Genomic DNA, 22,002 nt, shown 5'->3' with positions numbered 1-22,002 from the left:
AAAGCGATGTCATTTTATGATAAAATAAATATATAGATATACATTAAAAGGAGGGGTTATGGACCATAAAACTATCGAACGCAAATCTCTAACTGTTTCCTCTGTTGTGAACGGTTTATCTGGACTAGCAGGCATTGCCGTTTATATCATGACTGACCTAAATGCCCTCCTCCTAGACGGAGTCTTTTCTCTAATAGCATTTATTTCGTCCTTAGTTGCAGTTTACATATCGAAAAATAGCCATCGGAAAACCGAGACATTTCCTCAAGGACTGTATTTTCTAGAACCTCTCTACGCTATCATGAAATCTCTCGCAACTCTACTACTCCTTGTATTTGCTGTACTTGAAACTAGCGCGACAGCCTTTGCTTACTTTGTTCATGAAATCGGTCATCAAATGACTACAGGTCCCGTTCTACCTTATACCATAACCATGTTTTTTGTCTGCATGGGGCTTTACCTATACAACCGCCATATGAGTGCCAAAGTCAATCATCTGTCTACTATCATATTAGCAGAAGCAAAAGGCAACCTTATAGACGGACTCATTTCAGGTGCAATTGGAATTGCAATTCTTCTGCTCTATCTTGTTCCTATCAACTCTTGGTTAGGCTTCCTGCATTATACTGGTGACTTCTTTTTGACACTAGCACTAGCAATCATTTCATTTAAGGAACCTTGGAACTTATTAGTGGCATCTTTCAAGGAACTCGCCAACGGAACGATCCATTTCCCTGAAATACATGATTCTATCTATCAGCTATTGGAGCCTTACTTAAAGGAAGATAGCAATGATGTTGAAATCCATATTTTCAAACAAGGCATGAAGATTCGCGTTAAAATCAATCTCCACAATGTCCATCACGAAATTATCCAAAAACTCTTAGAAGATAAGCCTCAGATGCTCTATCTTTTGAAAAAACATCATGAATATATTTCAATAGAATATGCGCTATAATAAACAAAATCTCGGCTTATAAACCGAGATTTTCGTATTTTGTTCGATAGCCAATCTGTAAGATTTTACCATCCTGAATCAGTAGGGGACGCTTAATCAGCATACCATCATTAGCTAGAAGATTAAGTGCCTGCTCCAAGCTAAGACTATCAAACTTATCTTTCAAGCCTAATTCACGATAGCTATTACCAGAAGTATTAAAATACTTTTTCAATTCTAGTCCTGTCGCCTCCATCCAAGCTTTTAGGTCTTCAGCACTAGGCGGTGTTGACTTAATATCAATAGCTTCAAATTCCAATCCTAAACTCTTCAACTCCGCCTTTGCTGCTCGGCAAGTCGAACATTTTGGATACTCATAAAATAAAATCATCTTTCACCTCAAATTCTGGATTCTCATGTCGCAAGAGCCAGATTTTCTTATCCAGTCCACCTGCATAACCTGTCAACTGTCCTTTCTGATTGAGAACTCGGTGACAAGGAACAATAATAGAATAAGGATTACGCCCAACTGCACCTCCTACTGCCTGACCAGAACGAAGGCCCAGTTGCTGAGCCAATTGTCCATAGGTAGTCGTCTGACCAATCGGAATCATCTTCAATAATTGCCAGACACGCTCTTGGAAATTTGTTCCCACAGCTTCTAATGGAAGGGTTGAAAAGTCCACCTGATCCCCTGAAAAATACTTGTCAAGCAATCGAGCTGTCTGGTCTAAAATGGGATGGGAGGCTAAAATAGCTTTCTCGTTCAAGCCTCGTTCAAAATATTTTTGCCCTTCAAACCAGACCCCTCTTAATCCCTTATCACTAGCCATTAATGACATGGGCCCAAGTGGACTGTGATAGATTTGTTTATACAGCATGATTAGTTTTTATTCTGAATGACACGCACTTTGACAATTGCATCCGTTGCTTCAAATTTAGCAACCAACTGCTCAATTTTCACTTTATCCGCTTCATCCAAATCAAGTAAAGTATAGGCATAGTCACCTTTAGACTTATTGATGATATTATCGATATTGATTCCCAACTCAGATACAGCCGTTGTAATCGTCGCTACCATATTAGGAATATTCTTATTAATCAAGGTAATACGATACGGTGCATCTAGGAATTGTTTCACATTTGGGAAGTTAACTGAGTTGATAATTTCACCCGTCTCCATAAAACGACGAATGGTCTGACCAGCAGCAATGGCACAGTTGAGCTCTGCTTCCTCTGTTGACCCACCAACGTGCGGGAAGACGATAATGTTGTCCTTGTTGAGCACTTCTTCTGTCCCAAAATCCGTGATATAGTTCTTGATAACTCCTGCCTCAATTGCTTCAAACAAATCAGCATTATTAACCAATTCACCGCGGGCAAAGTTTATCAAGGTTGTTCCTTTTCTCATTTGGCCAAAGCTATCCGCATTGAAGAGTCCTCGTGTCTTATCTGTCAAAGGAACATGAACAGTAATGTAATCGGCGTTGGTGAAAATTTCCTTTAAATCATCCACACGTTTGACATGGCTTGAAATGGTCCATGCAGTTTCTACTGATACATAAGGATCGTAACCGAGAACATTCATTCCCAAACGGCGGGCATCGTTGGCAATACGCGCACCAATGGCACCAAGTCCGATAACACCAAGAGTCTTACCTGAAATTTCTGTCCCAGCAAACTGCTTCTTACCTGCTTCAACCTGCTTAGGTACATCATCTCCTGACAATGTATTTGCCCATGCCGTCGCTCCGATATAATCACGTGCTGACAAGAGGATAGAAGCAATGACTGCCTCTTTTACGGCATTGGCATTGGCACCTGGAGTGTTAAAGACCACAATACCTTTCTCTGTTGCCTCTTCGATTGGAATATTGTTAGTCCCTGCACCCGCACGGGCAATAGCTTTTAGATTTTCAGGAAAATCAAATCCATGCAAATTTTCAGATCGAATAATAAAGGCATCTGGATTTGCTGCATGATCTCCGTCAATCTGGAATTTATTACCTAATTCCTTAAGACCAATTTGATTGATATTGTTAAAAGTACGTACGCTAAATACCATTTATTTTTACCTAAAAAGGGGAGTGGGAAAGAACTCAACCACTCCTAGAAGAGTTCCCCTCATTTCCAAACAGTAGGTTCGGGCTAAAATAGTCCACTGGACTATTTTACTCCCACCCCCACACAGCTCCAACAGTCAGAGTAGTGACTGTTGGAGGTTGGAAATAAAGCGAACTCCGTTCGTATCAGCCGGTAGAGGTCAGATTTGGAGTATACACGAACTGCTGAGATTTGTTTCACAAATCTTATCTCCAACCTCTAACAATCTCCCAGATTGTTAGAGCCAATCAACCACTGCGCTGAGATGTTGACTCGAACCTTGAGAAGTGATATGAAGCTTTTGCCCGGTCCTTTTCTTTCTTTATTTCATTAATTATTTCCGAGTAACCAGCGGTCGTCTTCACTGATTTCCTGGTAAAGACTCCGCTCGCTCTTGTGCTTGATTTTTTGATAAGCTAGACGTTCTCCATCTATTGGGACTTTACCACAATAGACATAGCCTAATTTTTTTAGAATGTGCTGCATTGTCTTATTCTGCTCGTGGGTATCACAGCGGAAATCCGGTCCTTTTTGCCCTTCAATTAAACCTTGCAAAAAAGTTTGTATGATTCCTTGACCACGAAATTCGTCAGCTGCTGCAATTCTATGAAATGTTGTATATACAGGATGATTGTGCTGCCATTTTCCTTCATATATGGCCTCATATTCTGCTTCTTGACCACGATGAACGGCGGCATAAGCTGCCACCTTACCGTCCACTAGACCAACATAACCTTGGCCAGAAAGAATATCATCAAAGATATTCTCTTTATTTGGATACTCTCCCTGCCATTGATTAATACCAGAGGTTGCTAGAAATGCGCGAGCATCTTCAAGAATATTGACAATTGCCTCCATCTCATTTGGATGTGCTAATCTAATTTCCATTAGGCATTCTCCGCTGCAAATTTTTTCATGAATTCAATCAATTCAACCACACCTTGACGTGGGAAAGCATTATAGAGCGACGCCCGCATCCCTCCAACAGAGCGGTGTCCCTTGATGTTCTTAAAGCCTGCCACTGTCGCTTCTTTGACAAACTTGGCATCCAATTCCCCGCTTGGTGAAACAAAAGGAATATTGGCTACCGAACGCTCTTCTTTTTTACGAACAGGGTTTGTATAGAAATTAGACTGATCGATGTAGTCATAAAGCAAACCAGATTTTTCACGGTTGATTTTCTCCATCTCATCAACACCACCAATTTCTTTTACCCATTCAAAGACGAGTTTAGAAATATAGATAGAATAAGCTGGTGGCGTATTATAAAGAGAGTCATTTTCTGCTTGAATACGGTAGTCCAACATGCTTGAAAGCATTGGTTGATCATTGAGGAAGTCCTCACGAACAATCACCACTGTCACACCAGCAGGACCAATATTTTTCTGAGCGCCAGCATAAATCATGGCAAAATCCTCAACATTATAGCGAGCTGCTAAGATGTTTGAAGACATATCAGCAATGACTGGCACACCATTGGTGTCAGGAATATCATAAACTGCTGTTCCTTCAATAGTGTTATTGGTTGTCAAATGCACGTAAGCAGCAGTTGGATCAATATCATTTTTATCGAAGGTTGGCAATTCTGCGTAGGTAATATCTTCAGTTGATCCAAGCAAAATTGGTTCAAAGGCAATTGTTTTAGACAGCTTCACAGCCTCAGTATAGGCTTTTTTACCCCATGAGCCACCTATAAGATAGTAGGCTTTCTTGCCTTGAGCGAAGTTGAGGGGAATCATTGTGAATTCCAAAGAAGCTCCACCTTGCAAGAAAATAACCTTGTAATTATCTGGAATGGCCATCAATTCACGAAGCGTCGCTTCAGCACCTTTTATAATATCATCAAAGTCTTTGGAGCGATGGGACATCTCCAAAACACTCATTCCCGAACCATTGTAGTCCAAGAATTCAGCTTGAGCACGTTCAAGTACTGGTTTTGGCAATACTGCAGGACCTGCAGAGAAGTTGTAGATTGTCATAAAATCCCTCCATTAAGTTAGTCTGTTCATTATATCACAAATATTCAGACAATTCCATAAAATATGATTATTTTGTAAAAATATTCGGATTTCTTATATTTATTCTACTTTCTAAAGCTCTTCTTACTTTTAGCCATAAACGAGCCACTTACCTCACAGGGATTTATCAGTTTTCAATGAAAATTTTATGACCAGATTTGACTGTTTGGGAGTGTCGCCAATTGTTATCTGCATATTAATACTCAATGAAAATCAAAAGTAGCCTAGCTGGGATATAGTTGAAGGCTGGAAGTATAGAGAACTGTGTTCGCGTCATTAAGCCGACGATAGAACTTTGTTACTTTCTCATTTCAAGGTAACAGGCTGAAAAGATCCACTGGAGCTTTTCACTCATCAAGGCTCTTGACAACGGATAATTTTGATTTTCGAAGAGTATGAGCTTGCATAAACATACAAAAAACTAGGTCTTAACCTAGTCCATGATATATATCGTATACTTCTTGTTTTTTGAGTTGGTAGCGTTTGGCCACTTCTTTGATAGCCTGATTAGGTTTTATGCCACTTGCAATTTCCCTTTCTACCTCAGCCTTCAAGTCCACTTCGTCAGCAGAAGGATAGACTTCCTCACCAGCACCCTCGACAATAATCAAGCATTCTCCCTTAAGTGGATTTTCTTCCAAATACTCTAGTAATTTGGAAATGCTTCCTCTCTGGTATTCTTCGTATAACTTGGTCAATTCTCGAACAACCGTTACCTGACGATCACCATAAACTGTCAACATATTTTCTAAGGTATCTGCCACACGATATGGAGATTCATAGAAAATTTGCGTCTCAGGATAGGTCTTTTTTTCTTGGAAAAATTCTTTTTGCTGCCCCGCTTTTCTCGGTAGAAATCCATAAAAAATATGTGGCTGGGGTGCCAAACCAGATGCAATCAAGGCTGTAATTCCTGCCGATGCTCCTGGAAGTGCTACAACAGGAATATCTTCCGCAATCGCTGCCCGTACCAGGTCATGACCAGGATCCGAAATGGAAGGCAGGCCTGCATCAGAAACTTGCGCAATGGACTGACCAGATTTGAGCCAATCAATCAAAACTGGAATTTTTTCATGGGCATTGTGTTCATGAAAGGATATTTGCTTGGTTTCTACTTCAAAATGTTTGAGTAGGAGGCCTGTGTTTCTCGTATCTTCCGCTGCAATTATATCCACCTCTTTCAAGGTCTGAACAGCTCGAAATGTCATATCCTGTAAGTTTCCAATAGGCGTTGGCACCAGGTATAAAGTCCCAAAACTCGTCTGTCCCTTAAATGATTTTTGTACTTTCATCCTAATCTCGATTCAATAATTCTACACAGAACATACAAGGTTCATCATTATCCCTACGTTGACCATAAGAGAAGGTACAAATATGGAAACCATCTTCGTAAATATTCTCCAAATTCTCCTTACCAAAGTTGGAAGATTTATGGCCTGTCTTATCTTCTTTTTCCAAACGTTCGCGCAACTTGGAATTTTCCAAACGGAGGGTCGTATTTTCATCAATAACTCCCTGTAAATGCTTTTTGATAGCATCCACTTCTGCCAACGTGGTTAGAAGATTTTGCGAAAAATCATCTAGGGCATCAAAAATTTCTTTTTTATCCATTATCTCCCTTTCTTTTATTTTACAGAGTTATGTACTCTAGACTATTTTGTAGACTTACGTTTGCCTGCCACATCTTCTTAGCCTTAAGAACAGCATCCATTTTTTCACGTACGTTTGCCGAGTCCATCATTTTCTCAGATAATATCAGACTCAGAAGGTCAAACAAACGTCCCTGCTCAGCTTTTTCCACAGCTAAAGACACTAGGATTCCAACTTGCAAATAAGCACGTGTAGGCTCCACCAAGAGCAAGTCTGTAAATTTCTTTGTCTGTCCCATCAAATCTAAAAAGTTTTTATTTTCTGCTAACTTTTTCGCTTCTTCTTGACTTGAAACCAGTTGAGCTAAGAGATTCGCTTGTGTTTTTAACAAACCCTCCTCTTCTAACATTCGCTCCATGGCCGGAATATTTTTAGGAAAACCTATAATCTGTGTCCGACTCTTGATAGTAGGAAGGACAGCTTCTTCCTGATTGGTCAATAAGAAGATGTGAATGGCTGACTGAGGTTCTTCAATCACTTTTAGCAAAGAGTTGGCTGCGTTAGCATGCATTTTCTCAGCATCACGAATAATGAAAACCTGCTTATTGGATTCAAATCCAGATTGTGAAAAATTCTTAACTAATTCACGTATCGTATCTGTTTTGATAACATTTCCCTGCGGTGCAATAACAGTAAGATCTGAAAACTCATTTGCTTCAATTAGACGACAAGACCGACACTTCTGACAAGGAAGGACGCCTTCTTTCTCCTGACAAAATAACGATTGACTGAGAAAAATTGCCATATCAAAACTAGCAAAGTCACCTGAAAATAGATAGGCATGTGCCAAACGTCTCTGCTCTAAAATTGTCACAAAACGTTGAAATACACTGGGTTGTAAGTTTCTAAGTTCTTCAATCTTCATGTTCTTTCTGCAAATCGTTTCTTAATGACTGCCAGAGCATCTGCAACAACAGCCTCTAGTGGCTGACTGGCATCAATCTTTACCAACCGCTCTGGTTCCTGCTCTAAAATACTAAGATAGCCTTGACGCACCCGTCTATGCATATCTGCTTTTTCCATATCCAAGCGATCCACATCACGGTCAGCATTGCGGGCAATTCGAGCCAGCCCCTCTTCTGTATCAATATCAAAATAGAGAGTTAAATCTGGTTTTAAACCATCTGTTGCAAACTGATTGAGCCAATGAATGTCATCTATAGCCAAACCCCGTCCAAATCCTTGATAGGCAATAGAGGAATCGATAAAACGATCAATCAAGAGCAATTTCCCCTGTGCCAAGGGGGGAAGAATCTTTTCTTTCAAATGCTGACGTCGTGCTGCAATGAACAATAACAGCTCCGTCTTATCATCCATCGCTGTATTTGCAGGATTCAGAATAATATTGCGAATTTCTTCTGCAATAGCCACTCCACCTGGCTCTCTAGTTGTGACTACTTCTGGCCCCAATTCCTGCAAGGCTGGCAATAACTGTTGCAATACAGTTGTTTTTCCAGCTCCATCTGGGCCTTCAAATGTAATAAAAAAACCGTTTCTCATCTTTCCCTCGCTCTTAGAACCTGTATGCACAGTTCAGCACTTCCATCTAAGGCTAGTCTTTCAACTAGTCTTCGTTAGTTTTTTTCAAAATACAGTCAGTATTCCCTCAAAAAAACTGCCTTGATTATCAAAACTATCTCTTATAGTCGTTTAGTTTACTTTTAGTACTTGCTCCAACTATCTGAGAGATAGTTGGAGCTGTGCGGGGGTGGGAGTAAAATAGTCCAGTGGACTATTTTAGCCCGAGCCAACTGCTTGGAAGTGAGGGGAACTCTTTTTAGACCAGTCGAGTTCTTTCCCACTCCCGTTTGAACTTGAAAATAAGGAAACGACGCTTCCTCGCTCGTAGAAGTAATAAAAGAGAAACCAAATGACCATATATACAAGCACTTCACTTGTGAATACTGGTTCTTAGATATTCATTCCATTTTACCAAAATTTAGTCAAAAAATCACTTGAAAATTGACTTGTTTTTAAGGAGAAAATCTTTTAAAATTGATATATACACATATTCGGAGATGCTTATGGTTCGTTTGAAAAATATTTTACTTATTTTGCTTGGTGCAGGGCTATTTGCCTTTGGGCTAAATTATCTAATCATGCCCAACCGTCTATTCGAGGGTGGCGCAACTGGATTGACGCTGATTATTTACTACCTTTTTCATATTCAACCTTGGATAATGAACATTGTGATTAATATTCCATTGTTCATCCTCGGGTGGAAAATACTCGGAAAGAAGACTCTCTATCTCAGTATCTTAGGAACCTTTAGCGTTACCTTTTGGTTGGCCATTTTTGAAAAAATCCATTTTTCAATCAATCTACAACAAGATTTGATACTCGTTAGTATCCTTGGTGGGATTCTTATGGGACTAGGATTAGGAACCATCTTTCGTGCTGGCGGAACGACTGGGGGAAGCGATATTATTGCTCGTATCGGTCATAAATTCCTACCTTATTCCATTGGACAAATCATTCTTGCAGTCGACATCCTCATCCTAACTCTGATTGTTATTGTTTTTAAAGACCTCCGAACAGTTCTATATACTTTAATGATGGTTGCTATTGCTTCCAAGGTTATTGATTTTGTCACGGAGGGCGGATATGGTAGCAAGGGAGTTATGATTGTTTCCCAAAAATCTGACCAATTGGCTCAGGCTATTGATTGTGAAATCGAGCGTGGTGTCACCTTTATCAAAGCACAAGGTTTCTACAGCAAAGCCGATGTCAACATGATTTACTCAGTCATATATAAGAGCCAACTCCAAGAGATGAAGGAGCTTATTCATCGTATTGACCCCCACGCATTTATCACCATTACAGACGCACATGAAGTACTCGGTGAGGGATTTACTTTAGATCGAGATAAAAAACCAATAGAACGCCATTAAATAAAACCTGCAGTTTCGCTGAACTGCAGGTTTTATATTATGGCTTGGTTTCAAGTGGTTGCTCTGCCTCAGACTGTGCTTCTTTTCCTTGCTCCAGCAAAGCAGCAATGATTTTTTGATCGCGTAGCTTAACAGAATCATTGATAGTCTCTGCAGACCGTACAATAGCTGCTTCCAACTCCCGACGTTTCTGACGCCCTTCATCTATAGCTGCAATAATGCCATTATTTTGGGCAACCAAACTTTCTGCCAATTTGGTAACAGATGCTACTGAAAGGGGCGGATTCTGAGCTGTGCGTTCCATCATCGGGATGGCTTCTTTTGATGTATCCGCAAGCATTTGAAGGGCAGCATTATTAGCATTGACAATCGCATCTGCCGTCTGGCTAGACTTGATAGATTGTTGTAAGATGCCCAACTGTGCAATGGACAATTTCATTGTTGGAATAGTATTGCGACGTAACATCCCAAGGCGCTGTTTCATATCCGAAGAAACCTTGACCAGATTACGCATCTGCGGTGTCGTTGTCCACGCAACATACAAGCGACTCATATACTCAGAATGTTGTTGTTCGAGGATATTAGCAACCTCTGTTACACGTGCCAACTTCTCAGAAGCTACTTGATAATCGACTGTAGTCGGTACTAAAGTTGCGAGGTTTTCTTGTGCCAATTTTGCACGCTCTGCAGCTTCCTGACCAGTCGCTTCAATAAAGGCGATGACCCCCACCAAATTCTCGATAGACTTGGTATTATTTTCAATCAAAAGCTCTGCAGAAACAATATTGCGTGCCAACACTTCTTCCTGCTTGACCACACTGGCTGCCATGCTATCCATTTTCTTTTCAATGGTCTGCGAATCAAAATAAAATTCCTGCAAATCATTCTTGGTCTGCTTGAACAGACGTTGGAAGAAACCTGGTTTCTTTTCTAATTCAGCAGTTGTGGAAATGTCCTTATACTTAGCCACAAAGCCATTCAATTCACGGTTGGTATTGGCCAAAAGCTCATCCACCTGTGGAATTTCAATCTTCTTCTGTTCTGACAAAATGTGATTAACCGTGGCATTGACTTCTTCTACCGCTTCCTTACCAAAATCCAAGAGGGCATTTTGATTAGCTAAGAAGTTATCCACCAATTGGGGAGCCTTGGCACGAATACCTGTTTGTTGTTCCGGTGTCAACTGCGCCAAGAAAGAAACTTTTGAATTATCTCCAGTCGGAGTCGCTTGAATAAGCTCTGTTGTCTTATCTTTGGTTGATAAACTATTATTAGCAATCTGATCAATATCGAAATTAAATCCTGACATCTTCCCTATTCCTCTTCTCTTTTCATCATACGCAGACTGACTTCAAAATCTTTCATATCCGCTTCGTTAAATTGTTTGATGGTATCATCCAAATCCTTATCAAAAATTTCCATGGCTGATTTCGCCTGCACCAATCGTTCTTCTGCGTTGAAATAATCTTTCGGTGATTTTTTGATTTTCAAATAGCCCTGTAAAATATCGTTAAACCGATTCATATTGGCCTCATGGATAGCTGTCAATTCTTCCCTCTTATCTGTCGCCTTTTCCAGCTTTTCAAGAATAACAAGATTGTCTCTTTGAATATTACAATAGGTTTCTAGAATTTCAGGAGCTAAATCCGCTATCATGCCTTGTTCATCCATCACTGCATTACCACCAGTAGAAACCTGTGTGTCAGTATTTTCTTCTGTTTTAGCTTCTGGCAGTTTTAAATGATATTTTAGTTGCAAGGTATCTACAACTTCTTTACTTTCATATCCATTCAGATATTTTCCAACTTTTTGATAGAGCTGATCTAATTCAAATAATTGTCCTAACAGTCTGCTTCGCAACTGTAACACAACCTTATCCTCACCCTTTTCCACCAAGAGCTCTTGATGCTTTTCATAGCCCGAACGAATAGATAGCGCTAATACCTGCAAGCGTTTTATAGAATCTCTATTCAAAAAACGCTGGATAGCCTCTCTCTTGTAAAAATAGCCAATTAGGAGCCCAATGGGCAATAAGATATACCAGAAACTCATGACAAAACCGATTGCCAATAAAACAAGGAGGGCCACAAGTCCTGAATTATTTTTACCATATTTCTTATATTTTTTATATTTGTGCCCCATAGAGCCTCCTCATACGTGATATACTTTATTATATCACATTCCCCTAAAATACTAGAATGATAGCTAAAGAAAAAAACCGAGAAATCTCGGTTTTTAAATATTTTTAGCAACAGTCGGAACCAAGCTATCCACTTGGATACCTGCACCCTCGAAAAGAGTTCGAACTTCTTCAACATCAACTTTTCCGTCAATCTGCACTTCGATGACAACTTTTCCAGACTTGGTAGCAAGTTGCACAGTAGACACAATATTATAATCCTTATCTGCCACCAATCGAATAATTTTTTCTAACTCCCCTGCCTTATTTTCAACAAGGAACCGAGCGCGTACTCCTTCCTCTCCATAACCTGAGACATGAAGAAAAGCTGCAAAAATATCACGATCAGTAATGACCCCATACAGTTGACCGTTATCAACAACTGGAAGAATCCCCACTTTGTTTTTATACATGAGATAAGCAGCATCTTCAAGACTAGCGTAACCTGAGACTGTAATAACATTCTTAATCATCACATCCTTGACCTTAGTCTTATTCAAAAGGTAGTTCATCTCGTAAATAGATAGGCTAGTTGCTTTCGATGGACTAGCTTCTGCGATCGTTCCCTCAGTGACCAAACCAACCAACTTATCATTTTCAATAACAGGTAGACGGTGCAAATCCTGTTCACGCATAATATCTGCAGCGTGTGCAATGGTTGTATCTGGTGAAATATAAACAACTTTACGGGTCATAAAATCTTTAACAGACATAGGACTTCCTCCTTTGGTAAATCATACTTTATTATACCACAAATCCGAAAACGATTTCAATATTTAATGAAAAGAAATGAAAATCAATTTTTAAATTCAAAATATAGACTATTTGAAATACAATGGAGTGAGTAAGACTGCTACAATCACAGATTGTTGGCATCTTTCCAATAAGGCAGCAACCTCTTTGAAGTCGTTACCAGAAGCTGGCGTAGTAACATAGTGCAGAATATAGCTAGATAAGGCAGCGAGCACGTGAACTTTGAAACCATAGAACCATAAGTGCATAGGATTTATCATTTTACCTCCTTCACCGTTTCAATCCTCCACTCCTTCCAACCTCGGAAGCGAATAGCTCCTTGCTGGTCGGTGCGATAGACTTGGATATTTCGACTGTCAAAGCGGTCCAAGGTTTCTTGGTGAGGGTGCTTGTAGCGATTGTTTTCTCCTGCAGATACCAAGGCAATCCTGGCTCCGATATGGTCTAGAAATTCAGAATAGGAAGAACCTTTGGAGCCATGGTGACCAGCCTTGAGGACATCGACAGGCAGGTTGGAATAGCTTTCTATCAAGTCCAGCTCCCCTTGCTCCAAGTCCCCTGTAAAGAGAAAATTGGTTTCCAATAAGCGACCGTAAAGGACTATGGAATCGTTATTGCCACCGTCGCCTGTCCCGTCTGGATAGAGGACTTCTAGATAGGAGTCAAAAATCGGCAAGCGGTCGCCCACCGCCACCATATGAACAGGGACATTGATTTCTTTCAAGGTGGCTACAAAGTCAGGCACCGTCAGGCTTCCTGGCGACACGTAAATCCGTTCAATCTGGACCTGCTTCGCCACTTCCAGCACATCGCCCACATGGTCAGCGTCGGTATGGGTCAGGACCAAACTATCAATCCTGTCCACGCCCCGACTATGCAGATAGGGAATCAAAGTCCGCTCTGCATTTGCCTGCGAAGACCTCTCCTGCCACGCTTCCTTGGCCGCAAAATCAACCCGACCGCCCACATCAATCAGGACCGTCCGCCCCCGCATATCCCGCAAAAAGATGCTGTCCCCCTGCCCGATATCCACCACCGTCACCTCATTTTCCAGCGGGTGTTTGGTCATGAAAAATAGCAGAGCGAGGACCAGGCTCAGTCCTAGGAGCCATTTTTTCTTCCTGTGGAAATCGTAGAGCAAGAAGAGGCTGACCAGCAAAAGCAAGAGGACCAGCCCAGACGGCTTGCCCAGTATCCAAGGCCGCAATCCCAAATCTGCCACCCAGACAATGATTTTTTCCATAAAAATGAAAAATCCGTTGACCCAAGTTATCTTGATCAGAGGCGACAGAAGAAAAATGACTGACAAACCTGGCAAAAACAGGACATCAAAGACAAAAGAAAAGACAACGGTCAGGAGAATAGACAAGGGTTGAAAGGCATAGAAATAAGTCATAAGCACAGGTAGTATCCCTAGCGAAATACTGAGACTCTCCACCGCAGCCTTTTTGACCTGCCCCACATCCTCAAAGTCAAAGATAGTCAGCAAGAAAGCGTAGGTAAAAGTCATCACTCCTCCTGCTGTCAGTAAAAATCGGGGCAGCACCAGCAGACAGACAAAGACCGTCACCGCAAAATTATCCAGCTTCCGCAAGCCCATGTTGCCCAAAATTTTCTGGACCAAGGACCGCACCACTGACACTGAAAAGCCTGTCAAACCAGCATAGACAAGGGAAAAGGGAATCTGCAACTTATCTACCGTTTCCTTGGTCAAGCCCAAACGCAACAAAATCCAACGAAACTTGTCGATGAAAAAGCCCACCTGCATACCAGACAGGGCAAAGAGATGAATGATACCCAGACTGGAATAGAGGTCGCTCATCTGGTCAAACTCACTATCCAAGTCCCCAAACAAGAGCCCTGTCATGTAGTGGCTCATGGGTGCTGGAAAATTGGTTTTGATAGAGACCAAGGCCTGCCTCCGCCCGCTTGATAGCCAATCAAAAATGTTCCAAGACTGGATAGGAACAATCTTCTTAATCACTGTCAGTTTGACAGTCCGATAGATACCCTGTGTTTTCAGATAGGCCTGATAGTCAAAGCCGTTGAAATTTCGCTGACCAGCTGGCAGGCTGACCTCTGCTTCCACTTCTAGCTGGACCAAACCTGTCAGCTTTTGAAAATAAGCCTGCTCCTCCTGACTGGCTAATTTGTAGAAAACCTGATAGGTTTGTCCGTCAGCCCGACCCCGAAAGGACAGGCTGTCCCCGTTAATGTCAATGGTATCGGGAACGACCTGCACAGTTGTCACTTGCTCTGGGGCTGATTGGGCTGCCCGCTCCCATTGGACCTTCTGGCATCCGAAAAACAGACCGCACAGGGCTAGAAGCGGCAGCGTTCTGAGGAAAACTACCTTACCTTGCCGAACCCGAAAGACAGCTAGCAACAAACTCAGCAGGCCCATTGTCAAGAGGGAAAAAGAGTGGACTACAAAGTAGGCCGCCACCGCCAAGACTGCCAGGTGGATGGGCTGACAGGGGAGCTTACTCAACCGTGACATAAGGCCGGATGCTTTCCATGGTCTTGTCGCCGATGCCCGATACACTGTTGAGGTCGTCCACCGACTTGAAGCCACCGTTGGCCTCGCGATAGGCGATAATGTCCGCCGCCCGCTTGGCACCGATTCCCGAAATGGTCTGCAGGTCCGCCTCGGTCGCCGTATTCAAATTGACTAGACTGGTGCTTTTTTCTTCTGGGGAAATAGCAGAGCTGGCAGTCGTGCTGGTCACCACCGAGATATTTTCATCCTTGCTGGCCACATAGACCACCGCTTCGTCACTGAGCTTCTGAGCCAGATTGATAGACTTAGGTTCTGCCTGACTGGTCAAGCCGCCAGCTGCCTCAACTGCGTCATTGACCCTGCTACCCTCTTCTAAAGTGTAGAGCCCTGGCTTTGCTACCGCTCCTTTGACATCAACGACCAGCTGGCTGGCCTCCTCACTTACTTCTGTACTGGTTTCCTCGACCAACTCAGAGCTGCTAGAAGTTTGCTCGGTCTGTGGAAAGTCTGTCAGTCCTGTCTGATCAGATTTGGCTGGTTGGCTGAATATTAAGAATGTGGTCAGAAGTAAACCTGCAGCTGCTGGCAGAGCAATCTGCCACTTGTATTCTTTAAGCATTTCTATATAAGTTTTGATCGTATCCATAAATTACCTCCACCTATATAGTTCGCAAAAAATACAAAAAACCCGCAAGCTGCGAGTTTCATTTACTTATTTTTTATCCAACTGAGTACTTGGTTGCCAGAAGAAGCTGGCGATATAGCTAAAGGCATAGGTCAGTCCCAAGATAAGAGCAACCAGCAAAAGAACTGGGATACGATAGATATAAGTCAAGATATTTGGCTTTTTCTTGGTTTGGAAGGATGCCGCATGGTCATCTAAGCGTTTGAACTCAGTCTCAATTCGGCTAGTTACTTCTGCTGTACCTGCATCATCCATACGCTTGATGTCCGAAACATCGATAGGATTTCCAAAAGCCACATCGATTCGCTCACCAGCTAAGAGCCCCTTGATGGTCATGGGACCCACATAGGTAGCTGGCATGAGTTTGACCTTGGCTGACTTGGCAATGACCGCCACACCACCTTTGAGCTCAGATGAATGACGACTTCCAGAAGGAAACATGACCAGCGAACGGTCACTTTTTTTCAACATGTTAACTGGATACTTGATGGCTGCCATACCAGGATTTTCACGGTCAATGGGAAAGGCTCCACATTTTGAAATCCACCAGCCAAAACCACGGTCCTTGAAAAGTTCTTTTTTAGCCATAAAGATGAACTGCTTAGGAGCAGCTGCGTAGCCAAGAAAGACTGGATCCCAAAAGGTTTTGTGCGGAGCGATAAGAATATAATTTTCCTCCTGTGGCAAAATCTTCTCTCTATCATGATAGTGAATATTGCCATTGATGGCCCACAACAAGAATGTTAATAGTGTTCGTAGATAAGAATAAAACATAAACTTCTCCTTTTTCAATCTCTCCTATTATAGCACAAATTGCTTCAGGAAGAAATGTCACATGTAATCATTTTAACAATCAAAAAGCCTTTATTTACAAAGTCCCGACTTGTAAAAACCACTAGATAGGTTTACAATAGAAACATGATAAAAATTGAACGTGTAGTAGACATCTTAGAAGCGGATGACAACTTCCGCCATATCAAACAGAATAACCAGACTGACAGCACTTGGACGGATGTCCAGTTTGATGCCCTCAGCTATGACAGCCGAACTGTTAGCCCAACGACTCTCTTTTTTGCCAAGGGTTTGGCCTTTAAGAAGGAATTTCTGGAAAAGGCTATCGAGGCTGGGCTGGCTTTTTACGTGTCTGAAATCGACTATGAGGTTGGCATTCCTGCTATCATCGTCCACGACATCAAGCAGGCTATGAGCCTGATTGCTATGGAATTTCATGGTCATCCCCAGAAACAGCTCAAGCTTCTGGCTTTCACCGGTACCAAAGGTAAGACAACGGCGGCTTATTTTGCTTTTAACATCCTTAAACAGAGCAAGAAACCTGCCATGCTTTCGACCATGAACACCACGCTGGACGGCAAAACCTTCTTCAAGTCCACCTTAACCACGCCTGAGAGCCTGGACCTCTTTGCCATGATGGCGGAGGCGGTCAAGAACGGCATGACCCACTTGATTATGGAGGTGTCTAGCCAGGCTTACTTGGTAAAGCGGGTTTACGGGCTGACCTTTGATGTCGGCGTCTTCCTCAACATCAGCCCTGACCACATTGGTCCCATTGAGCACCCGACTTTTGAGGACTATTTCTACCACAAGCGACTTTTGATGGACAATAGCAGAGCGGTTATTGTCAATGCTGGAATGGACCATTTTGAGGTGGTGAAAAACCAAGTCAGCTCTAAAGACCATGACTTTTATGGGCCGACTTCTGAAAACCAGATTCGTCAGTCAGCAGGTTTTGATTTCACAGCGACCGGCAAATTAGCTGGCCACTACGATATCCAGCTGATCGGTGGCTTCAACCAAGAAAATGCCATCGCAGCAGGGCTGGCCTGTCTTCGCTTGGGAGCAAGTCTGGAAGATATTCACACAGGGATTGCCCAAACCAATGTCCCTGGTCGCATGGAAGTCCTGACCCAGCAAAACGGTGCCAAGGTATTCGTGGACTACGCCCATAACGGCGATAGTGTCAAGAAGCTGATTGACGTCGTCTTGGAACACCAGACAGGTAAGGTAATTTTGATTTTGGGAGCTCCTGGTAACAAGGGAGAAAGTCGCCGCAAGGACTTCGGTCTTCTGCTCAATGACTATCCTCAAATAGATGTTATCCTGACAGCTGATGACCCCAACCGTGAAGATCCAGCTGCTATTGCTGAACAAATCCGTGCTCACATGACCCGTCCAAGCGACTTTATCTTGGACCGGGAAGAAGCCATTCGTACAGCCATGAGCCTGACAAACTCTCCGAAAGATGCCGTCATCATCGCAGGCAAGGGGGCTGACGCCTACCAGATTGTCAATGGCGAAAAGGCCGCCTACGACGGTGATTTGGAAGTAGCAAAACAATATTTGTAACATACGGTCCTTGTTCACAGACAAGGACTTTTTTTATAACGATTCTCGTTAAATTAAAATTTTCAGAAAACTCTTTGTTTTGGTAAATTTTTTTGATATAATACTGGTCGGAACAAATTATTAATGAATCATATTCTGGAAAGGAGGAGTTTGTGTCTTCTATTCAAGCGGAAAATATCCAAGTCTCTTACGACAATCGGATTATTATTGATGAATTATCAACAAGTATTCCAAAAGGAAATATAACGACGATCATTGGTGCCAATGGCTGTGGAAAATCGACCTTGCTTAAGGCATTGACAAGGATTATCCCAGTTCAAGAAGGGACTATCTATTTAGATGGACAAGCCATTTCACAACTGCCAACCAAGGAAGTCGCAAAAAAATTGGCCCTGCTCCCTCAGGTCTTAGAAGCGACAGAAGGGATTTCCGTCTATGAACTAGTCTCCTATGGTCGCTTTCCGCATCAAAATGGGCTGGGGCATCTCACAGATCAGGATAGAGAGAAAATCAACTGGGCCTTGGAGGTCACTCAGACCGCTCCCTACGCTAGGTTACCAGTTGATGATTTATCAGGTGGTCAGAGGCAACGTGTTTGGATTGCGATGGCACTTGCCCAAGATACGGATACCATTTTCTTAGATGAACCAACAACCTATCTTGATCTCAATCATCAATTGGAAGTCTTAGAACTTTTAAAAGAACTGAATCAAAGCCGACAGAAAACCATTGTGATGGTCCTTCACGATGTCAATTTATCAGCTCGATTTTCAGATTATATGATTGCCATGAAAGAGGGAGATATTCGCTACCATGGGTCTGTGTCCAATATTATGACAACTGAGATACTGAGGGACATTTTTAGCATTGAACCTCAATTGATGCAGGTTACTGGTCAAGATTACCCTATTTTGCTAACTTACGATTTAAAAAAATAATAAGGAGAAAAAATGAAAAAGTTTTTAGCTATTTTTAGTTTATTTGTTGGGCTGGTTTTCTTAACAGCTTGTTCTACCTCTTCCTCTTCAACAGACGTAGAATTGTCTAGCATGCCAAAAATTGAAGGAATTACTTACCACGGTGACATTCCAAAAAATCCTAAAAAAGTTGTCAACTTTGCTTACTCTTACACAGGCTATCTCTTACAATTAGGAATTGATGTATCTAGCTATAGTCTAGATTTAGAAAAAAATAGTCCTGTATTTGGAGACAAACTAAAGGATGTTCCACAATTGACAACGGCAGATACAGAAGCAATTGCCGCACAAAAACCAGATGTCATTCTAGTATTTGCTGGTGATGATAACTTAGAAACACTGAAAGAAATTGCTCCAGTTATTGAAATCACTTATGGAAAGAGTGACTACCTGAAAATGCTGACAGATGTTGGTCAGATTTTTGGAAAAGAAAAGGAAGCACAAGCCTGGTTAGATCAATGGGATAAGAAAGTTGCTACTGCGAAAGAGGAATTGAAAGGATTGATTGATACAAGTTCAACATTTACTGTCATGGACTTCTTCGATAAAAACATCTTCCTTTACGGTAACAACTTTGGTCGTGGTGGAGAATTAGTCTATCGCGCTCTCGGTTTTGCTGCTCCTGCAAAGGTTCAAGAAGACATTATCAGTAAAGAAGGCTGGTTTGGGGTGTCTCAGGAAGCTCTTCCAGAATACGTTGGCGACTATGTGCTTGTTAACGTCAATGATAAAACAAAAGAAGCAGCTGCATCTCTCAAAGAAAGTGATATTTGGAAAAATCTACCTGCTGTAAAGAATGGTCACGTCATCGAGGTAGACTACAACCTCTTCTACTTCTCCGACCCGATGTCTTTAGATTTACAAATTGACGCCTTTGTCTCAGCAATTCAAAAACTTCAGTAAAAGGACTGGATATATGAACAAACTAGTGAGTTATCATTATCCCAAAACAAAGCCAAAGAATATTTGGCTTGTTTTTTTCATCATCTGTCTTTCTTTCATAGCTGGAGGCTATCTTAGTTTACGCTTTGGAGCTATTTCTTATAGCCACCAACAACTGATAGAAACCCTAAGGCATCCACTGACAGATTCTTCCGCTCAGGATGTTATCATCGATTTGCGTTTGCCTAGAATGGTAGCCGCCATCTTGGTGGGAGCTGCTATGGCTCAAGCTGGGGCAATGATGCAAGGAATTACACGCAATCCGATTGCCGATCCTGGCTTATTAGGAATCAATGCTGGCGCAGGACTTGCTCTCATTGTTGCCTATGCTCTATTCGGTGGTTTGCACTACAGTCAAATTTTATTAATATGTTTACTGGGCTCCTGTCTGGCAGCCGGTCTAGTCTTTGGTCTAGCTTATCAGGTACAAAAAGGCTACAATCAACTACGGTTAATTTTATCTGGTGCCATGGTAGCAAGTCTATTTTCTGCTATTGGTCAGGCTATTACTATCTACTTTGATTTATCAACTGCAGTGATTGGCTGGCAAGCAGGGGGATTGGTACAGGTAAACTGGAAGATGCTGGCCATCATCGCTCCTCTTATCATCATTGGCCTCATCCTTGCTCAACTCTTTTCACATCAGCTGACCATCCTGAGTCTCAACGAAACCGTTGCTAAAAATCTAGGGCAACGAACCTTACTGATGACCTTGATTTTGTTGGGAATTGTCCTTCTACTCTCAGCTTCTGCGGTAGCTCTTGTGGGCTCACTTTCTTTTGTCGGGCTCATTATTCCTCACTTTATCCGCATGTTTACAGGGAAAAATTACAAGCTACTCTTGCCATTAACTGCCTTTGCAGGGGCTAGTTTCCTCATCTGGGTAGATTTGGTTTGCCGTTCTATCAATCCACCTGTTGAAACTCCCATTAGCGCAGTCATCAGTATCATTGGTCTCCCTTGCTTCCTATGGTTGATTAGAAAGGAGAAACACTTTTGATAAGACATCACAACTCTCTAAAAATATTCACATTCCTGCTAATCCTTTTATTTGTCATTTTCCTACTTTCCTTATCTATCGGCTATAGCAATTCATCCTTTTCGGATCTCATTGACATCATGAGTGGGCGTGCCAGTTCATCGACTCTACTTATCATTGGGCGAATTCGCTTACCTAGAATAATCGCCTCCATTATCGGAGGGGCTTCTCTGGCTTTGGCGGGTTTGTTGCTACAAACTTTGACCCGCAATCCTCTGGCAGATTCTGGAATATTAGGAATCAACGCAGGAGCTGGTCTTGTTGTGGCACTATTTGTCGGTCTCTCTTCAAAAATCAGCCCTGTCTTATTGAGTCTCATGCCTCTATTTGCTATGATGGGCGGTGGATTAACCATTTTTCTAGTTTACTGGATTGCACGTAAGAAGCTGTACGGCATCCAGCCGGCACGCTTAATTATCACGGGAGTTGGAATTTCGAGCATGCTGTCTGGTATCATGGTCAGCATCATCAGCCAATTAGATGACTTTAAGATGGAATACATTGTCCAGTGGCTCAGTGGTCGAGTAAATGGTGGAGATTGGAAAACTATCGCAATCTATACTCCTCTTCTTCTCTTGGTATGGATGGCAACGTTTAGTCGAAGTCGCTCACTCAATATTATGAATCTAAACGACCAGACAGCCATGGCTTTGGGACTCCACTTACAGCGTGAAAGGCGGATTACCTTGGTATTGGCTACCGCCCTAGCCTCTCTTAGTGTCATTTTAGTTGGTAATATCACCTTCGTTGGTCTCATTGCTGGTCACATTGTGCGCAAATGGTTAGGAAATGACCATCGTGTCATCATTCCAGCTACTATGATAATAGGAAGCTTCATTCTACTTCTAGCGGATACCATAGGACGAGTACTACTTGTCGGAACAGGCATCCCAACCGGCATCATCGTCTCCCTTATCGGCGCTCCCTATTTTCTGTGGTTACTAAAACAAGAAGGCTAGATGAC

22 protein-coding genes and 1 pseudogene are annotated in these 22,002 nt (G+C 42.2%); 7 read left to right on the top strand and 16 right to left on the bottom strand.

The genetic code is table 11. The features are described 5' to 3' along the window. The first annotated feature begins 58 nt into the window (after positions 1-58). Positions 59-958, top strand: a complete 900-nt coding sequence (locus tag ODU34_RS00635; RefSeq protein WP_105179547.1) for a cation transporter — start codon at positions 59-61, stop codon at positions 956-958. Between the two features lie 16 nt (positions 959-974). Here ODU34_RS00635 and ODU34_RS00630 read toward each other — a convergent pair whose 3' ends face one another. The 9 genes from ODU34_RS00630 to tmk form a co-directional block, all read right to left on the bottom strand. Continuing rightward, positions 975-1,328 carry an arsenate reductase family protein gene (locus ODU34_RS00630; RefSeq protein ID WP_044761300.1) on the bottom strand — a complete coding sequence of 118 codons (354 nt, stop codon included), beginning with the start codon at positions 1,326-1,328 and terminating at the stop codon, positions 975-977. Further along, positions 1,312-1,818 carry a methylated-DNA--[protein]-cysteine S-methyltransferase gene (locus tag ODU34_RS00625; RefSeq protein ID WP_105179546.1) on the bottom strand — a complete coding sequence of 169 codons (507 nt, stop codon included), beginning with the start codon at positions 1,816-1,818 and terminating at the stop codon, positions 1,312-1,314. The genes ODU34_RS00630 and ODU34_RS00625 overlap by 17 nt, the downstream gene beginning before the upstream one ends. 2 nt (positions 1,819-1,820) lie before the next feature. Further along, a complete protein-coding gene (locus tag ODU34_RS00620) occupies positions 1,821-3,002 on the bottom strand; it encodes a phosphoglycerate dehydrogenase (protein ID WP_014638089.1) in 1,182 nt (393 codons plus the stop codon). Positions 3,003-3,370: 368 nt separating this feature from the next. Next, positions 3,371-3,928 carry a GNAT family N-acetyltransferase gene (locus ODU34_RS00615; RefSeq protein ID WP_105119664.1) on the bottom strand — a complete coding sequence of 186 codons (558 nt, stop codon included), beginning with the start codon at positions 3,926-3,928 and terminating at the stop codon, positions 3,371-3,373. Then, the gene (serC, locus tag ODU34_RS00610) at positions 3,928-5,019 is read right to left on the bottom strand and encodes a 3-phosphoserine/phosphohydroxythreonine transaminase (RefSeq protein WP_105179545.1); all 1,092 of its coding nucleotides are present in this window, start codon (positions 5,017-5,019) and stop codon (positions 3,928-3,930) included. The genes ODU34_RS00615 and serC overlap by 1 nt, the downstream gene beginning before the upstream one ends. Before the next feature lie 467 nt (positions 5,020-5,486). After that, on the bottom strand, positions 5,487-6,350 hold the full coding sequence (gene rsmI / locus ODU34_RS00605; protein WP_105179544.1) for a 16S rRNA (cytidine(1402)-2'-O)-methyltransferase: 864 nt from the start codon (positions 6,348-6,350) through the stop codon (positions 5,487-5,489). A gap of 1 nt (position 6,351) precedes the next feature. Next, complete coding sequence (gene yabA, locus ODU34_RS00600; protein WP_002935361.1) at positions 6,352-6,669, bottom strand: DNA replication initiation control protein YabA; 318 nt, start codon at positions 6,667-6,669, stop codon at positions 6,352-6,354. Positions 6,670-6,688: 19 nt separating this feature from the next. Then, positions 6,689-7,573, bottom strand: coding sequence for a DNA polymerase III subunit delta' (locus ODU34_RS00595; protein WP_105139198.1), 885 nt, complete (start codon positions 7,571-7,573; stop codon positions 6,689-6,691). Next, a complete protein-coding gene (tmk, locus tag ODU34_RS00590; protein WP_105119666.1) occupies positions 7,570-8,208 on the bottom strand; it encodes a dTMP kinase in 639 nt (212 codons plus the stop codon). The genes ODU34_RS00595 and tmk overlap by 4 nt, the downstream gene beginning before the upstream one ends. A gap of 524 nt (positions 8,209-8,732) precedes the next feature. Between tmk and ODU34_RS00585 the strand changes: the two genes are divergently transcribed. After that, the gene (locus ODU34_RS00585; RefSeq protein WP_002935357.1) at positions 8,733-9,599 is read left to right on the top strand and encodes a YitT family protein; all 867 of its coding nucleotides are present in this window, start codon (positions 8,733-8,735) and stop codon (positions 9,597-9,599) included. 37 nt (positions 9,600-9,636) lie between these two features. On the opposite strand, the gene ODU34_RS00580 is transcribed toward ODU34_RS00585, so the two are convergent. The 7 genes and pseudogenes from ODU34_RS00580 to ODU34_RS00550 form a co-directional block, all read right to left on the bottom strand. After that, positions 9,637-10,908, bottom strand: a complete 1,272-nt coding sequence (locus tag ODU34_RS00580) for a toxic anion resistance protein (protein WP_105179543.1) — start codon at positions 10,906-10,908, stop codon at positions 9,637-9,639. 5 nt (positions 10,909-10,913) lie between these two features. Continuing rightward, positions 10,914-11,741 (bottom strand): hypothetical protein, encoded by an 828-nt coding sequence (locus ODU34_RS00575; RefSeq protein ID WP_044671605.1) that lies wholly within the window; start codon positions 11,739-11,741, stop codon positions 10,914-10,916. Positions 11,742-11,834: 93 nt separating this feature from the next. Then, positions 11,835-12,491: a CBS domain-containing protein gene (locus ODU34_RS00570; protein ID WP_002935353.1), complete on the bottom strand. Its 657-nt coding sequence runs from the start codon at positions 12,489-12,491 to the stop codon at positions 11,835-11,837. Between the two features lie 132 nt (positions 12,492-12,623). Beyond that, positions 12,624-12,776: pseudogene (locus ODU34_RS00565) on the bottom strand (transposase); the annotation flags it as partial. An 11-nt stretch (positions 12,777-12,787) separates the two neighbouring features. After that, entirely contained in the window at positions 12,788-15,031 is a 2,244-nt protein-coding gene (locus ODU34_RS00560; protein WP_105179542.1) for a DNA internalization-related competence protein ComEC/Rec2, read from the bottom strand. Continuing rightward, positions 15,015-15,677, bottom strand: coding sequence for a helix-hairpin-helix domain-containing protein (locus tag ODU34_RS00555; RefSeq protein ID WP_105179541.1), 663 nt, complete (start codon positions 15,675-15,677; stop codon positions 15,015-15,017). The genes ODU34_RS00560 and ODU34_RS00555 overlap by 17 nt, the downstream gene beginning before the upstream one ends. Before the next feature lie 66 nt (positions 15,678-15,743). Next, the gene (locus tag ODU34_RS00550; RefSeq protein ID WP_105151057.1) at positions 15,744-16,490 is read right to left on the bottom strand and encodes a 1-acyl-sn-glycerol-3-phosphate acyltransferase; all 747 of its coding nucleotides are present in this window, start codon (positions 16,488-16,490) and stop codon (positions 15,744-15,746) included. Between the two features lie 144 nt (positions 16,491-16,634). On the opposite strand from ODU34_RS00550, the gene ODU34_RS00545 reads away from it, so the two are divergent. The 5 genes from ODU34_RS00545 to ODU34_RS00525 all read left to right on the top strand — a co-directional run bounded on the left by ODU34_RS00545 (position 16,635) and on the right by ODU34_RS00525 (position 21,997). Continuing rightward, entirely contained in the window at positions 16,635-18,080 is a 1,446-nt protein-coding gene (locus tag ODU34_RS00545; RefSeq protein WP_398578273.1) for a UDP-N-acetylmuramoyl-L-alanyl-D-glutamate--L-lysine ligase, read from the top strand. A 152-nt stretch (positions 18,081-18,232) separates the two neighbouring features. After that, a complete protein-coding gene (locus ODU34_RS00540; protein ID WP_398578272.1) occupies positions 18,233-19,018 on the top strand; it encodes an ABC transporter ATP-binding protein in 786 nt (261 codons plus the stop codon). A gap of 12 nt (positions 19,019-19,030) precedes the next feature. Continuing rightward, positions 19,031-19,960: an ABC transporter substrate-binding protein gene (locus ODU34_RS00535; RefSeq protein ID WP_398578271.1), complete on the top strand. Its 930-nt coding sequence runs from the start codon at positions 19,031-19,033 to the stop codon at positions 19,958-19,960. A gap of 13 nt (positions 19,961-19,973) precedes the next feature. After that, positions 19,974-20,999: a FecCD family ABC transporter permease gene (locus ODU34_RS00530; RefSeq protein ID WP_398578270.1), complete on the top strand. Its 1,026-nt coding sequence runs from the start codon at positions 19,974-19,976 to the stop codon at positions 20,997-20,999. Beyond that, a complete protein-coding gene (locus ODU34_RS00525; protein WP_105243425.1) occupies positions 20,996-21,997 on the top strand; it encodes an iron ABC transporter permease in 1,002 nt (333 codons plus the stop codon). Before ODU34_RS00530 ends, ODU34_RS00525 begins: the two co-directional genes overlap by 4 nt. The last annotated feature ends 5 nt before the right edge of the window (positions 21,998-22,002 follow it).

The organism is Streptococcus sp. 2018WUSS126, from assembly GCF_044427425.1.
Taxonomy (GTDB): domain Bacteria; phylum Bacillota; class Bacilli; order Lactobacillales; family Streptococcaceae; genus Streptococcus; species Streptococcus hashimotonensis.
Note: the sequence above shows the minus strand (reverse complement) of the source record. Positions and strands in the feature narration are given on the sequence as shown.

What these genes read in the sequence shown, in the direction of transcription:
- ODU34_RS00635 (WP_105179547.1), top strand. Translation starts at nt 59, where the DNA reads ATGGACCATAAAACTATCGAACGCAAATCTCTAACTGTTTCCTCTGTT.
- ODU34_RS00630 (WP_044761300.1), bottom strand. Translation starts at nt 1,328, where the DNA reads ATGATTTTATTTTATGAGTATCCAAAATGTTCGACTTGCCGAGCAGCA.
- ODU34_RS00625 (WP_105179546.1), bottom strand. Translation starts at nt 1,818, where the DNA reads ATGCTGTATAAACAAATCTATCACAGTCCACTTGGGCCCATGTCATTA.
- ODU34_RS00620 (WP_014638089.1), bottom strand. Translation starts at nt 3,002, where the DNA reads ATGGTATTTAGCGTACGTACTTTTAACAATATCAATCAAATTGGTCTT.
- ODU34_RS00615 (WP_105119664.1), bottom strand. Translation starts at nt 3,928, where the DNA reads ATGGAAATTAGATTAGCACATCCAAATGAGATGGAGGCAATTGTCAAT.
- serC (WP_105179545.1), bottom strand. Translation starts at nt 5,019, where the DNA reads ATGACAATCTACAACTTCTCTGCAGGTCCTGCAGTATTGCCAAAACCA.
- rsmI (WP_105179544.1), bottom strand. Translation starts at nt 6,350, where the DNA reads ATGAAAGTACAAAAATCATTTAAGGGACAGACGAGTTTTGGGACTTTA.
- yabA (WP_002935361.1), bottom strand. Translation starts at nt 6,669, where the DNA reads ATGGATAAAAAAGAAATTTTTGATGCCCTAGATGATTTTTCGCAAAAT.
- ODU34_RS00595 (WP_105139198.1), bottom strand. Translation starts at nt 7,573, where the DNA reads ATGAAGATTGAAGAACTTAGAAACTTACAACCCAGTGTATTTCAACGT.
- tmk (WP_105119666.1), bottom strand. Translation starts at nt 8,208, where the DNA reads ATGAGAAACGGTTTTTTTATTACATTTGAAGGCCCAGATGGAGCTGGA.
- ODU34_RS00585 (WP_002935357.1), top strand. Translation starts at nt 8,733, where the DNA reads ATGGTTCGTTTGAAAAATATTTTACTTATTTTGCTTGGTGCAGGGCTA.
- ODU34_RS00580 (WP_105179543.1), bottom strand. Translation starts at nt 10,908, where the DNA reads ATGTCAGGATTTAATTTCGATATTGATCAGATTGCTAATAATAGTTTA.
- ODU34_RS00575 (WP_044671605.1), bottom strand. Translation starts at nt 11,741, where the DNA reads ATGGGGCACAAATATAAAAAATATAAGAAATATGGTAAAAATAATTCA.
- ODU34_RS00570 (WP_002935353.1), bottom strand. Translation starts at nt 12,491, where the DNA reads ATGTCTGTTAAAGATTTTATGACCCGTAAAGTTGTTTATATTTCACCA.
- ODU34_RS00560 (WP_105179542.1), bottom strand. Translation starts at nt 15,031, where the DNA reads ATGTCACGGTTGAGTAAGCTCCCCTGTCAGCCCATCCACCTGGCAGTC.
- ODU34_RS00555 (WP_105179541.1), bottom strand. Translation starts at nt 15,677, where the DNA reads ATGGATACGATCAAAACTTATATAGAAATGCTTAAAGAATACAAGTGG.
- ODU34_RS00550 (WP_105151057.1), bottom strand. Translation starts at nt 16,490, where the DNA reads ATGTTTTATTCTTATCTACGAACACTATTAACATTCTTGTTGTGGGCC.
- ODU34_RS00545 (WP_398578273.1), top strand. Translation starts at nt 16,635, where the DNA reads ATGATAAAAATTGAACGTGTAGTAGACATCTTAGAAGCGGATGACAAC.
- ODU34_RS00535 (WP_398578271.1), top strand. Translation starts at nt 19,031, where the DNA reads ATGAAAAAGTTTTTAGCTATTTTTAGTTTATTTGTTGGGCTGGTTTTC.
- ODU34_RS00530 (WP_398578270.1), top strand. Translation starts at nt 19,974, where the DNA reads ATGAACAAACTAGTGAGTTATCATTATCCCAAAACAAAGCCAAAGAAT.